Origin of the sequence: Citrobacter sp. Cpo103 (assembly GCF_030332605.1) — a bacterium.
In the GTDB taxonomy this organism is placed as follows: domain Bacteria; phylum Pseudomonadota; class Gammaproteobacteria; order Enterobacterales; family Enterobacteriaceae; genus Citrobacter; species Citrobacter portucalensis.
Genome location: NZ_JAOWHO010000029.1, coordinates 705546 through 718894, shown reverse-complemented (window position 1 = coordinate 718894; position 13349 = coordinate 705546). Strand labels below are relative to the sequence as shown.

Genomic DNA, 13349 nt, shown 5'->3' with positions numbered 1-13349 from the left:
TGACGGATAACTATCTGTTGTCAGTGAAATTACCCCTATGTTGCTACAGAGGGCCTAATGTTTCAACGAGTAGAAGATCTTTTCTGCCAGAGCTTGCGAAATACCCGGCACTTTTGCAATTTCTTCGATACTTGCGTTACGAAGACCTTGCAAACCTCCCATATATTTCAACAACATCTGGCGACGCTTTGGCCCGACACCTTCGATGGTCTCAAGCGTACTGGTGCTTTTCACTTTCGCCCGCTTTTTACGATGCCCGCTAATCGCATGATCGTGAGATTCATCGCGGATATGCTGGATAACGTGCAATGCTGGCGAATCCGGCGGCAGGCTAAAGCCCTCACCTTCCGGCTCAAAGAACAGCGTTTCCAGACCGGCTTTACGATCGGCCCCTTTTGCCACACCCAGCAAGAGTGGGTGCTGCTTGTCCCAGGGAACGTCCAGCTCAGCAAAAACGGCTTTCGCCTGCCCTAACTGACCTTTCCCGCCGTCGATCAATATGACGTCCGGAATCTTACTTTCTTCAATCGCCTTACCGTAACGCCGACGCAAAACCTGATTCATCGCCGCATAATCATCACCCGGCGTAATTCCGGTAATATTGTAACGCCGATATTCTGCGCGCAGCGGGCCATTGGCATCAAAGACCACGCAGGAGGCTACCGTCTGTTCACCCATCGTATGGCTGATGTCGAAGCACTCCATACGCTTCACCGCAGGTAACTTCAACACCGATGCCAGCGCCGTCAGACGTTGCGTAATCGTCGACTGCTGAGAAAGTTTTGTGGTGAGCGCCACTGCCGCGTTGGTCCGCGCCAGCTTCAGATAACGTGCGCGATCTCCTCGCGGTTTCGTCTGCACGTTAATCTTCCTGCCGGCCTGTTCAGACAGAGAGTCTGCCAGCAGGGTTTTATCGCTAAGATTAAAATCGAGCAGGATTTCCCCGGGTAAGGTACGCATCTGGCTCCCCTGCAGATAAAACTGCCCGACAAAGGTTTCGACGACCTCGCCGAGTTCCGTGCCACCGGGTACTTTCGGGAAATAGCTGCGGCTGCCCAGCACTTTACCCTGGCGAATAAACAGAACGTGCACACAGGCCATACCGGCGTCAAACGCCACGCCAATGACGTCCAGATCGTCTCCGGTATTAGAGACAAACTGTTTTTCTGTTACGCGGCGTACGGCCTGAATTTGGTCACGAATGCGCGCAGCCTCTTCAAACTCGAGATTTTGGCTGGCCTTTTCCATGCGGGCGATCAGCTGCGTTAATACCTGATCGTCTTTTCCGGACAAGAACAGACGAACATACTCGACCTGCTGAGCATACTCTTCCTCACTCACCAGACCCGCGACACACGGACCGAGACAGCGGCCAATCTGATATTGCAGACAAGGTCGAGAACGGTTGCGATAAACGCTGTTTTCGCACTGGCGGATAGGAAATATTTTCTGCAACAGCGCCAGCGTTTCACGCACCGCATAACCGTTAGGGAACGGTCCAAAGTACTCGCCTTTGGCATGCTTTGCCCCGCGATGCATCGCCAGACGCGGGTGGGTATCGCCGCTAAGGAATATAAAAGGGTAGGATTTATCATCGCGCAGCAATACGTTATAGCGCGGCTGATACAGCTTGATGTAGTTGTGCTCAAGCAATAACGCTTCGGTTTCAGTGTGCGTTACCGTGACATCAATCTGCTGGATTTGCGCGACCAGCGCTTCGGTCTTGCGTGACGCAAGATTGCTACGGAAGTAGCTAGAAAGCCTTTTTTTCAGGTCTTTCGCTTTCCCGACATAGATAACCGTCCCGGCGGTATCATACATACGATAGACGCCGGGCTGACTGGTCACGGTTTTCAGGAACGCTTTGGCATCAAACTGATCGGTCACTGGCTTGTTAATGTCTCCGCATTACACAGGCCATGGCGAATTGCCAGGTGAGTCAGCTCTACATCGCCATGAATGTTTAATTTACTGAACATTCGATAGCGATAGCTGTTCACCGTTTTAGGACTAAGATTCAGTTGTTCTGAGATCTCATTGACCTTCTGACCTTTGGTGATCATCAGCATAATCTGCAACTCGCGTTCAGACAAACTGGCAAACGGGGTTTCCGTTTTCTCAGGCTCAATCTGGCTGAGCGCCATTTGCTGAGCGATATCGGAGGCAATATAACGCTGCCCGGAAAAAACCGAACGAATCGCACTCACTACTTCCTGGGGGGCGGCGCCTTTGCTGAGATACCCTGCGGCCCCTGCCTGCATAACTTTTGCAGGTAATGGGTTTTCGGTGTGCACCGTCAGCATGATCACTTTAATGTCTGCCGTGGAACGCGCAATTTTGCGGGTTGCTTCCAGACCGCCAATACCGGGCATATTCATATCCATCAGCACAACGTCAACGGAATTTGAGCGGCACCATTTTACCGCATCTTCACCGCAGCACGCTTCGCCGACAACTTTTATGCCTTTTATATCTTCCAGAATGCGTCGTATCCCTGCGCGCACCAGTTCGTGGTCATCAACAAGAAAAACGTTGATCAAAGGAATATCTCCAGAATAGGGATAACGCTACCGATAGTTAATCGGTCCTATGTTAACGGGTTTTATCTCAACTTTGAAATGTAAAAAACGCCCGACTTTCGATTTTGCTCTCGTTTTTGGAAATTAGATTGTACGACGAGTGGAAACTATCAGTCCTGACAGCCTTCTGCCACGGTTATATCTGCATAGCTGTTTCAGAATAGTGACAAAAAATTCATATTCCTCCGCTGAATGCAAAATAGGCAGTCAAAGTTGTAACAATAATTAACGAGGAAAATACTCGAAATAAACAACATGTGGAGAAAATATATGCACTGCAACATATTGTTTATTTTAATGTCCACAACATTAATCCGCGCAAAAAACAACCACAGATATTTTTAGCCTCGCTTATGGTATACTCCGCCGCCTTAAGATTTGACATCGCACTTTTTCATTGAAACATAACGAGGAAAATAAATGAGTACGCCTGACTTTTCCACTGCTGAGAATAACCAGGAACTGGCCAATGAAGTCACCTGCCTGAAAGCCATGTTAACGCTGATGCTGCAGGCAATGGGTCAAGCCGATGCAGGCCGCGTGATTCTTAAAATGGAAAAACAGCTCGCGCTGATTGAAGATCAATCACAGGCGGCGGTATTTTCCAACACGGTTAAGCAAATTAAACAAGCTTACCGCCAGTAAAAAGAAACCGGCTGATAGCAATGCTCTCAGCCGGTTTTGCGTCTGACACTCAGAACGATAATTTACTCAGATAAGCCCGGTTGCCGCGGCATAACAGGCTATCTGCGTTTTGTTTGGCGCATTGAATTTCTTTTGCATATTCTTCTGGTGGAAGTTGACTGTATTTTCGGAAATCGACAGAATGATGGCTATCTCTGAAGAGGTCTTCCCCTCGGCCGTCCATTTCAATATTTCCTTTTCCCGCTTGCTAAAGCGCATTTCTGGCGCCATAACCATGTCATCTTCCAGCCGCGTCAGTACAGACAGGCTTTCCCGTACCAGAAGCTGCATCCTGAGCTCCACTTCATCGTTTGCAAAGCGACTATTACGGATACTCGCCCGCGATACCGATAAAAAACCCAACGCCCGATTAGGCAACATTAAGCATTGCGTCATCCCTTTGCGTAAACCGTGATTGCGTGCGGCGTCCCACAAAGGTTGCGCATCGCGAAACAGAGTATCGTTCCAGGGTAAATGCCCCTGACTGAAGTTTTCAGGTTTCAGCACCGGATCAATGGCGAAATAATTTTCGGACTGATAATGCGCCACCCATGCTTTGGGATAGGTCGTATGAAGTGACGTTTTAGGTCGGGTAAAAGGTACCGGATGACGAACACAGAGCGCGTAAAAATCAAACTCTAAGTGCTGCGTCTGTTGCTGTAATTCATTATAGACATCCTCTGCCGCCGCCATTTCCTGAAAGCGTAACAGCATGCTCCGTCGCCAGGTGAAGAAATCATGATCCTGCATACTAAGTGGTAATGCCCCTGAGATTGATAATCATCCAAACATATGAAACAAGCTAACACATAAATGTATTTTATATATGCAAATTATCGGACAAATGAACAATTACTTGAGTATTACTCAACAGCGGAAGGAAGTAACAGAATCAAATGCTAATAATAAAGCAATAATTATAAATAGTTATGCGAAGAGCACTCGCCAGAAACAATCCCAGCGAGCGCTATATGTACTATTTATTGCATCAAAAACTTTTCAAGAAACTGACGGGTACGCGGCTGCTGCGGATGCGTGAATAAGGATTTTGCTGGTCCCTGCTCTACAATCCGTCCTTGATCCATAAATATCGCTCTATCGGCAACATCGCGAGCAAAGCTCATTTCATGCGTCACAATCACCATGGTGCGTTTTTCCTGCGCCAGTTGGCGGATGGTATTAAGTACCTCGCCAACCAGTTCAGGATCAAGTGCGGAGGTCGGTTCATCAAAAAGAATAACCTCAGGTCGCATCGCCAGCGCTCGGGCAATCGCTACGCGCTGCTGCTGTCCACCCGATAAACGCCGCGGATAGCTGGTTTCTTTACCTGCTAGCCCGACTTTCGCCAGCAATTCACGCGCACGAGCTGTCGCTTCAGCTTTTGGTTCACCTTTGACTATCACCGGCCCTTCAATAATGTTTTCCAGCACCGTCCGATGCGGGAACAAATTAAAGTTCTGGAACACAAAACCGACGTGCTGACGTAACTGACGAATCAGCCCTTTCTGCTGGGTCAACGAACGCGCGGTATCAATGGTAATCTCACCCACTTTAATGGTGCCCGCCTCCGGTTGCTCCAGCAAATTAATGCTACGCAGCAGCGTGGTTTTGCCCGATCCGCTCGGCCCGATAATCGCGACTACTTCACCAGGTTTGACGTCAAGATCGATCCCATGCAGCACCGTTTGCCCATGAAATTTTTTGACCAGGTTTCTGACTTCGATAGCACTCATTTCGGCTCTCTCTCCTGGCGATTCAGTTGTTCTTCAAAATAGTTTTGCAGCGCAGAAAGCACCGTCGCCATCACCCAGTAAATCAACGAGGCCGCCAGATACATCGTAAAGACTTCCAGCGTACGCGAGGTAATCAGCTGCGCCTGACGGAACAGTTCCGGTACCTGAATAGTGGCGGCCAAAGAAGTATCTTTCACCAGACTGATAAAGCTGTTGCTCAGCGGCGGCAACGCAACGCGCGCAGCCTGCGGCAGGATTGCCCGGCGCATGGTCTGCCAGCGCGTCATACCAATACTGGCACCCGCCTCCCACTGTCCTTTGTCGATGGAAGAGATTGCCGCACGCAGGGTTTCCGCAGCGTAGGCAGCCGTATTCAGCGACAAGCCAATCATCGCCGCCGGGATGGGATCAAGCTCAATACCAAACTGTGGCAGACCGTAATAGATCATGAACAGCTGGGCAATCAGCGGTGTTCCGCGAAAAATAGAGATATAAAAACGCGCCAGCCAGCGCACAGGCAACAGCGGTGACAAACGCATCAGCGCCAGGATAAACCCCAGCACGAGGCCAAAAAACATGCCGCCGATACTCAGTTGCAGCGTAAAAACCGCGCCTTTGAGCAGATACGGCAGAGAATCAATTACCAGTTGGATACTTTCATGCATTAGCGTTTTCGACCTGGTTGTTACACGTGAGGATGGTAGGCAAACAGTGCAGGTGCCCCACCGGTATGAATAAAGAGGATTGGCCCTTCGTCTTTAAAGCGTTTCTGGCTGATACCGTCAATCAAACCCGCCATCGCCTTACCGGTATACACCGGATCCAACAAAATGCCTTCCAGGCGCGCCAGCAATTTTACCGCCTCCATGCCCTCTTCGTTTGGCGTACCGTAGCCTGGCGCAAAATAATCGTCCCATAGCAGGATATCCGCGGAGGCCGTCAGTTCCAGTTCTCGGGCAATATCCTGCTGCAGCGTAACAACTTTGGGTTTTTGATCCGCCACGCTGCGCGAGACAGTCACGCCGATAAGCTCGACGTCTGGCATCAGTTGTTCCAGGCCCACGGCCAGCCCGGCGTGCGTTCCCGCGCTGCCCGATGCCACTACTACGGAAGAGAGCGCAACAGCCCCTTCACACTGCTGGGCGATTTCCAGCGCGCTTTCCACATAACCCAATGCGCCCAGGGCGTTAGAACCGCCAACCGGGATCACATACGGGCGGAAGCCCTGTGCTTCAATGCGCGTCGCCAGTTCCTGAAGTTGCGCATTCGGGTCGGTCAGCGCATCGCACATTTCGATCTGCGTATTAAACAGGTCCAGCAGCAGACGGTTGCCATTGGTGAGATAGTTTTCCGCAGTAGTGCCAATCGAATTTTCCAACAGCGCCACGCAGTGCAGGCCAAGCTTAGCCGCTACCGCCGCCGTCTGGCGCACATGGTTAGACTGAATCGCACCTGCGGTTATCAGCGTATCAGCGCCTTCACGCAGTGCGTCTGCGGCAAGGAACTCCAGCTTACGCAGCTTATTGCCGCCCATGGCCATCGGCGTGACGTCATCGCGTTTGATGAAAATATCGCGCCCGAGGTAGTCGGAGAAGCGTGGAAGATATTCGAGCGGCGTTGGCGCGCCAATAAATTCCAGACGTGGAAAGCGCGTTAAGTTATGCAGCGGCATACAGCCTCCGGTATTCGTTGTTGTGATGTTCTTTTTATTATGCACGCTCAGGCGCAATGAAATAAAAAAAGGCGCTGTTAAAGGCGCCTTTTTTCATCGGATGCCGATTATTTCGTCACATCCGCTCCAAACCATTTTTCAGACAGCGCTTTCAGCGTACCGTCTTTCTGCATTTCAGCAATGGCCGCATCAACCGCTTTCAGCAGATCTTCATTGCCTTTGCGCAGCGCCACGCCGGACTCCTGGCGGGAGAACGCTTCACCGGTCACAGCCAGCGTATCTTTGGTTTTCTTGACCAGATCCAGCGCCGCCAGACGGTCAACCAGAATGGCGTCGATACGGCCTACACGCAGATCCTGGTATTTGGTCGGGTCATCATCATAGGTACGAATATCCACGCCCTGCACGTTCTGGCGCAGCCACTCTTCATAGTTGGTGCCCAGACCAACGCCGACTTTTTTACCTTTCAGATCGGCAGCGGTCTTAATAACGCCTTCATTACCTTTCTTCACCAGCGCCTGAATACCAGAAACCGTATACGGGGTAGAGAAATCGTATTTTTTCTTACGTTCGTCAGAGATGGTCACCTGGTTGATGACCACGTCAATGCGCTTGGAATCAAGAGAGGCCAGCATACCGTCCCACTTGGTCGGCTTCAGATTAGCTTTCACCCCAAGGTGCTTGGCCAGTTCCTCAGCGAACTCCACTTCGAAACCGGTCAACTTGCCATCATCGCCCTGAAAACTAAACGGGGGATAGGTCCCTTCCAGGCCCACCAGCAGCGTGCCACGCTCTTTAACTTTATTTAACAGACCTTCATCTGCATAAGTCTTTACGCTCATTCCAGCGACAAGTGCAACAGCCATTACACCCATCAGAGCCTGACGTCCCAGAAGTGCTAATTTCATAGTTACCCCGATTATTGTCATTAGTGACTGCTATTTATGAGCATAGTGTAAAGCGTTTGCTGTGTTCCACAAACACGACTCTGTTACACCTTATTCGTTTTTAATATATATCAGAACTGGCTGTCCAGGAGGATTTCTGCATATGTCCCATATGGGTATGGGCTTTGAACTGCTCATACTTACGCAAGGCGATGCGGTAATTGTTGGTGCTGGTTTCCGGCAGCCACGGGGCAAGGTTTTCGTCGAGGAACCCTTCCTGCAGCAGGTCATGAGAGATATTTTGTTCGGTCAGGTGATTCCCGAGGCGACGCAGGCGGACAACGTATTCACGTACCGTACCGTGACTCATTTCGGTCTGCTCAAATAAAAACTGTTTAAAACCGATAATGTCGAAAAAGTCGCTCTGCTCTTTGCAATGCAAATCGCCGCAAAAACGACACAGTGCCACCCACTCTTTTTTCTCCTGCTCCCACTCGGCTTCATCCAACAAAGTGTCCAGTCGGGCGATGGCGATTTTATTCACAATTTGCCCGCGACGAACCAGCGTGATCCGGTCGAGCAACTTAAAGCAATGGGCGCAATGCGTCTGGCTGTGTTTGAAATCTTTGAGGTAGCGGCTTAGAGGCCGTCTTTTTGATTGCTGCACCGTCATGAGAACTCCTGGTAGTCAATTCGTAATGCGGCATTGTTCGGGGTAATGATGTACCCCTATAGCTTACCCAGCTTGGTGCGTAGACGTTTGATGGCCTGACTGTGCAACTGGCTGACCCGTGATTCCCCGACTTCCAGTACCGCGCCAATCTCTTTCAGATTCAGCTCTTCCTGGTAGTACAGCGTTAACACCAGCTTTTCACGCTCCGGCAACGCCTCGATCGCGTCCATCACGCGCTGGCGGAGGTTACCCTCAAGAAGCTGTTGTAACGGGTTTTCCTGCTGATGTTCTTCCGTCACCAGCTCAATACTATCGCCATGCTCTTCCCGCCACTCGTCATAAGAGAAGAGCTGGCTATTATTGGTATCGAGCAACATCTGACGATACTCTTGCACAGGAATAGCCAGACGCGCCGCCACTTCGGTTTCCGTTGCGTTGCGCCCTAATTCCTGCTCCAGTTGTCCCATCGCCTGTGCCACTTCGCGAGCATTGCGCCGAACGCTACGCGGCACCCAATCCCGGCTACGTAGTTCGTCCAGCATTGCTCCACGAATACGCTGCACTGCGTAAGTGGTAAATGCCGTTCCTTGCAAAGCGTCATATCGGTCAACGGCATTCAATAACCCGATGCCGCCCGCTTGTAGCAGGTCATCCAGTTCTACGCTCGCCGGCAAACGCACCTGAAGGCGCAATGCTTCGTGACGCACCAACGGTACATAACGCTGCCACAGCGAGTGTTTATCCATTACACCTTCAGCGGTATACAGTGAATTCACGATAAACAGCCCTGCGTTAAATGAGTTATCGGCATGATTATCCGTTTCTGCAGGGGTTTTAATCGGGTGAATAGTGGGTGAAATGAGGGGTTATTTGGGGGTTACGGGTAAAGCTAAATATAAAAAACCCCGCCGGAGCGGGGTTTGCGCGATAAGCGTAAATTAACGCAGAAGAGACAGAACGTTCTGCGTGGTCTGGTTAGCCTGCGCCAGAACAGAAGTACCCGCCTGTTGCAGGATCTGAGCACGAGACATGTTAGACACTTCGGTCGCGTAATCAGCATCTTCGATACGGCTACGAGCAGAAGACAGGTTGTTAACGGTGTTACCCAGGTTGGTGATGGTAGAATCGAAACGGTTCTGCACCGCACCCAGATCAGAACGCAGCGCATCAACTTGTGCCAGCGCTTTATCTAGGGCTTTCAACGGATCACTTGTTGCTGAGCCAGTGCTAGTAGTGTCTGTTGTCAGTTTGCCATCAGCGCTTTTATAAACGGAGGCACCAATTTCTGGAGCATACTTGCCATCCACATCGGTGGCCGAAGTATAAGATGCAACAGAAACAGCACCATTATCTTTATTTACAGAATAAGCAACTTTATAGTTAGCTACGTCGGTAATATCACCTTTATTGTCAATAAAGGTGGCAGCTGAAGTACCAGTAGCAAAGTCGACTTTTTTACTAAGAGATCCAGAGTTAAAAGTAACTGAAGAGGCTGCTGCCGCTTTCGCATCAGAAAGCACAACATCTTTACTTACGGACGCTTTGTAAGTTACAACCCCCGAAGTCGCTGCAGCACTACCGCCGGCAATTTTATAATCAGTACCTTTAAAATTCAGTGTTGCGCCGTCTACCCCATCACTTGCTTTTTCAAACACGGACTTCATATTTGCTGCAACAGAACCAGTTGCGTTGTTTGTTGATAGATTTCCTGCAGCATCAACAAATGCAGCCTTACCGCCGATAGTCAAGTTGCCCGAGGAGTCAGCTTCAAAGTTTACGACACCGGTTTTAGTTGTGTATGTACCACTAACTGTTTTACCTGGATCAGCTTTGAGTGTTGCAGCCAAATTATCTCGAGCAGTATCTTTAGCTGTATCGTCAGCACCGGTCGTCGTTTTTGTTGTGGTAAAATTACCAGCCTCTGCATTGTAAGTATACTTTTCGGCACCAATAGTAACCGTATCGCCGGTATTCAATTTTTCAAATGCAGCATCGGAAGTTAATGCTTTATTTGTTGTAGTTAGCTCGTAGAGACCAGTACCTGTATTCAGTGTCGCACCTGCAGAGGTTAAATCACTAACTGTTGCTGCTTTGTTAGTTGATACTCCTTTCCCGTTAACGTTAAAACCATTCAGACCCAACGTAGAGGAAGTAATTTCTTTCAGGTCGATGGTGATGGTTTCGCCGTCGTTCGCGCCAACCTGAATTTTCATGGAGCTGTCGGACGCCAGTACTTTCACGCCGTTAAACTGAGTCTGACCGGAAACACGGTCAATTTCACTCAGACGCTGGGTAATTTCGTTCTGGATGGAGTCCAGGTCAGACTGGGAGTTAGTACCGTTGGTTGCCTGAACGGACAGTTCACGCACACGCTGCAGGTTGTTGTTGATTTCGGACAGTGCACCTTCAGTGGTCTGCGCGATGGAGATACCGTCGTTGGCGTTACGGGAAGCCTGGGTCAGACCTTTAACGTTAGCAGTGAAACGGTTAGCGATCGCCTGACCAGCAGCATCGTCTTTCGCGCTGTTGATACGCAGGCCGGAAGACAGACGCTCGATAGCGGAGCTCAGGGAAGACTGAGATTTGTTCAGGTTGTTCTGGGTCAACAGCGACAGGCTGTTTGTATTGATGACTTGTGCCATGATCTTTTCCTTATCAATTACAACTTGATGTTATTGGGCTGTTGCCCACGGTTTCTCACCGTAACCCATGTATCGGCACCTTAAATTCGAACTTTAGAAAATTTTTACTTTCCGCCCTCTTTTTTATTAGCCTCAGAAATACCCGCAATATGCCCCACTATTCTGCGCATTATTTTTACAAAACTATCATTAAACTTTGCGCGCAGATTGCCGATAACCCGCTTAACTACTGTTTGCAATCAAAAGGAATTAGGCATGGCTTCATTTACTTCTCTTGGCGTCGGGTCAAATCTGCCGCTGGATACGTTGCTGAACAACCTGACTATCGCGGAAAAAAAACGCTTAAACCCAATCACTCAACAACAAAGCGATAATACCGCGCGTCTGACCGCCTACGGCACATTAAAAAGTGCACTGGAAAAATTTCAGACTGCGAACACTGCGTTAAATAAAGCCGATCTGTTCAAAAGCACGACCGTTACCAGCAGCAGCGAAGATCTGAAAGTGACCACCGAAGCTGGGGCGGCACCGGGTATCTATACCATTAGCGTCACCCAACTTGCGCAAGCGCAATCTTTAAGAACCAATTCAACGACTACGATTGCTTCAACAAAAGACGCGCTGGGTGATAGTTCAGCAGAAACACGCACCATAAAAATTACGCAGGAAGGCCGTAAAGAGCCACTGGAAATTAAGCTGAATAAAGACCAGACCTCACTGGATGAGATCAGCAAAGCGATAAACGATGCCGATAGCGGAATTTCGGCCAGCATCGTTAAGGTTAAAGATGGCGACTACCAATTGGTACTGACTGCCAGTGAAGGCGAAGCCAATAAAATGACTATCTCCGTTGAGGGAGACAGCAAGCTAAATGACCTGCTGGCGTATGACAGCGAAACCGGTACCGGGAATATGAAGGAACAGGTTAACGCTCAAAATGCGAAGTTAACCGTAAATGGTATCGATATTGAACGTTCCAGTAATAAAATTACCGATGCTCCTCAGGGCGTAGTACTCGATCTGACCAAAAAAGTCACTGACGTTCGAGTCACGGTAACAAAGAATAACGACAAAGCAACCGAAGCCATTAAAGGCTGGGTCGATTCATATAATTCCCTTATCGACACCTTTAATACGCTGACCAAATATAAAGAAGTTGACCCGGGTGCTGAAGCGCAAGACAAAAATAACGGAGCGCTGCTTGGTGACAGTGTTGTTCGTACGATTCAAAGTGGAATTCGTGCACAATTTGCCAACGGTGCCAGTGATGGCGCTTTTAAAACATTAAATGAAATTGGTATTAAGCAGGACGGCGCAACCGGCAAGCTAAAAATTGACGATGATAAGCTGAAAAAAGTCCTGAACGAAAATACAGCCTCCGTGCGTGAACTGTTAGTTGGCGATGGTAAAGAAACCGGTATTACCACCAAAATTGCCACCGAAGTAAAAAGCTATCTGGCCGATGACGGTATTATCGACAGCGCACAAGACAGTATTAACTCAACGCTGAAAAAACTGACTAAACAGTATCTGTCTGTCAGCGCCAGTATTGATGACACCGTGGCGCGTTACACGGCACAGTTTACGCAGTTAGACACCATGATGAGCAAGCTCAACAACACCAGTAACTATCTGAGCCAACAATTTACGGCGATGAATAAATCCTGATAACACGAGGTAAGTATGTATACCGCGAGCGGTACCAAAGCCTATGCACAGGTCAGCATAGAGAGTGGCGTAATGAGCGCCAATCCGCATCAGCTGATTGAAATGTTGTTTGATGGCGCGAACAGCGCCCTCGTGCGCGCTCGCCTGTTTATGCAACAGGGTGATATCGTCGCCAAAGGCGAGGCCTTAAGCAAAGCCATTAACATTATCGACAATGGTCTGAAAGCAGGCCTGGATCAGGAGAATGGCAGTGAAATTGCCACCAACCTGTCCTCGCTGTATGACTATATGATTCGCCGTTTACTGCAAGCTAACTTGCGTAATGATTGTCAGGCCATTGAAGAAGTCGAAGAGTTACTCGGCAACATTGCAGATGCCTGGAAACAGATCTCACCGAAAGCGTCGTCCCAGGAGTCTCGTTAATGACCTCAGCCGTGGAGTTTATCAACCGTTGGCAGCGCATCGCGCTACTCAGTCACTCGCTGCTGGAACTGGCGCAGCGCGGTGAATGGGACCTTTTACTGGAACAGGAAGTTACCTATCTGCAAAGTATTGAAGTGGTCATGGAAGAGCAAACTCCACCGGGCATTACGCGAAGTATTCAGGACTTGGTTGCCGGGTATATTAAACAGACGCTGGATAACGAACAATTACTTAAAACGTTGTTGCAGCAGCGCCTGGATGAGCTCAGCAACCTCATCGGCCAGTCGACACGCCAAAAGACGCTGAATAACGCCTATGGCCGTCTTTCCGGTATGCTGCTGGTACCCGATGCCCCCACCTCGCCACAATAATTTCCCGTCTCGTCTGA

At 49.5% G+C, this 13349-nt stretch carries 15 protein-coding genes; 5 read left to right on the top strand and 10 right to left on the bottom strand.

Annotated elements, in window-relative coordinates; translation table 11 throughout:
• Positions 1-54: 54 nt before the first annotated feature.
• Together uvrC and uvrY are read right to left on the bottom strand one after the other, a co-directional pair.
• Complete coding sequence (uvrC, locus tag OGX89_RS12090; RefSeq protein WP_125112504.1) at positions 55-1887, bottom strand: excinuclease ABC subunit UvrC; 1833 nt, start codon at positions 1885-1887, stop codon at positions 55-57.
• Positions 1884-2540: a UvrY/SirA/GacA family response regulator transcription factor gene (uvrY, locus tag OGX89_RS12085; protein ID WP_003834023.1), complete on the bottom strand. Its 657-nt coding sequence runs from the start codon at positions 2538-2540 to the stop codon at positions 1884-1886. The genes uvrC and uvrY overlap by 4 nt, the downstream gene beginning before the upstream one ends.
• Before the next feature lie 296 nt (positions 2541-2836).
• On the opposite strand from uvrY, the gene OGX89_RS23880 reads away from it, so the two are divergent.
• Together OGX89_RS23880 and OGX89_RS12080 are read left to right on the top strand one after the other, a co-directional pair.
• On the top strand, positions 2837-2980 hold the full coding sequence (locus OGX89_RS23880) for a hypothetical protein (protein WP_420269641.1): 144 nt from the start codon (positions 2837-2839) through the stop codon (positions 2978-2980).
• A gap of 19 nt (positions 2981-2999) precedes the next feature.
• Positions 3000-3224, top strand: a complete 225-nt coding sequence (locus OGX89_RS12080) for a DUF2594 family protein (protein WP_003030482.1) — start codon at positions 3000-3002, stop codon at positions 3222-3224.
• Positions 3225-3290: 66 nt separating this feature from the next.
• Here the strand turns inward: OGX89_RS12080 and sdiA are convergent, their stop codons facing one another.
• The 8 genes from sdiA to OGX89_RS12040 all read right to left on the bottom strand — a co-directional run bounded on the left by sdiA (position 3291) and on the right by OGX89_RS12040 (position 10870).
• Entirely contained in the window at positions 3291-4013 is a 723-nt protein-coding gene (sdiA, locus tag OGX89_RS12075) for a quorum-sensing transcriptional regulator SdiA (protein ID WP_032934487.1), read from the bottom strand.
• 230 nt (positions 4014-4243) lie between these two features.
• Positions 4244-4996, bottom strand: a complete 753-nt coding sequence (tcyN, locus tag OGX89_RS12070; RefSeq protein ID WP_003030477.1) for an L-cystine ABC transporter ATP-binding protein TcyN — start codon at positions 4994-4996, stop codon at positions 4244-4246.
• A complete protein-coding gene (gene tcyL / locus OGX89_RS12065) occupies positions 4993-5661 on the bottom strand; it encodes a cystine ABC transporter permease (protein ID WP_003030474.1) in 669 nt (222 codons plus the stop codon). Before tcyL ends, tcyN begins: the two co-directional genes overlap by 4 nt.
• Before the next feature lie 20 nt (positions 5662-5681).
• Entirely contained in the window at positions 5682-6668 is a 987-nt protein-coding gene (gene dcyD, locus OGX89_RS12060) for a D-cysteine desulfhydrase (protein ID WP_125112505.1), read from the bottom strand.
• 107 nt (positions 6669-6775) lie between these two features.
• Positions 6776-7576: a cystine ABC transporter substrate-binding protein gene (tcyJ, locus tag OGX89_RS12055; protein WP_003030469.1), complete on the bottom strand. Its 801-nt coding sequence runs from the start codon at positions 7574-7576 to the stop codon at positions 6776-6778.
• A gap of 100 nt (positions 7577-7676) precedes the next feature.
• The gene (gene fliZ, locus OGX89_RS12050; RefSeq protein WP_003030467.1) at positions 7677-8228 is read right to left on the bottom strand and encodes a flagella biosynthesis regulatory protein FliZ; all 552 of its coding nucleotides are present in this window, start codon (positions 8226-8228) and stop codon (positions 7677-7679) included.
• Positions 8229-8284: 56 nt separating this feature from the next.
• Positions 8285-9004 (bottom strand): RNA polymerase sigma factor FliA, encoded by a 720-nt coding sequence (locus OGX89_RS12045; RefSeq protein ID WP_003030465.1) that lies wholly within the window; start codon positions 9002-9004, stop codon positions 8285-8287.
• Positions 9005-9166: 162 nt separating this feature from the next.
• Positions 9167-10870, bottom strand: coding sequence for a FliC/FljB family flagellin (locus tag OGX89_RS12040; protein WP_279890935.1), 1704 nt, complete (start codon positions 10868-10870; stop codon positions 9167-9169).
• 255 nt (positions 10871-11125) lie between these two features.
• Between OGX89_RS12040 and fliD the strand changes: the two genes are divergently transcribed.
• From fliD to fliT, 3 genes are read left to right on the top strand one after another with little or no spacing between them, the layout of a single operon-like run.
• Positions 11126-12538: a flagellar filament capping protein FliD gene (fliD, locus tag OGX89_RS12035; RefSeq protein WP_125112507.1), complete on the top strand. Its 1413-nt coding sequence runs from the start codon at positions 11126-11128 to the stop codon at positions 12536-12538.
• Positions 12539-12553: 15 nt separating this feature from the next.
• The gene (gene fliS, locus OGX89_RS12030; RefSeq protein ID WP_125112508.1) at positions 12554-12961 is read left to right on the top strand and encodes a flagellar export chaperone FliS; all 408 of its coding nucleotides are present in this window, start codon (positions 12554-12556) and stop codon (positions 12959-12961) included.
• Complete coding sequence (fliT, locus tag OGX89_RS12025; RefSeq protein ID WP_008785101.1) at positions 12961-13332, top strand: flagella biosynthesis regulatory protein FliT; 372 nt, start codon at positions 12961-12963, stop codon at positions 13330-13332. The genes fliS and fliT overlap by 1 nt, the downstream gene beginning before the upstream one ends.
• Positions 13333-13349 lie beyond the last annotated feature (17 nt).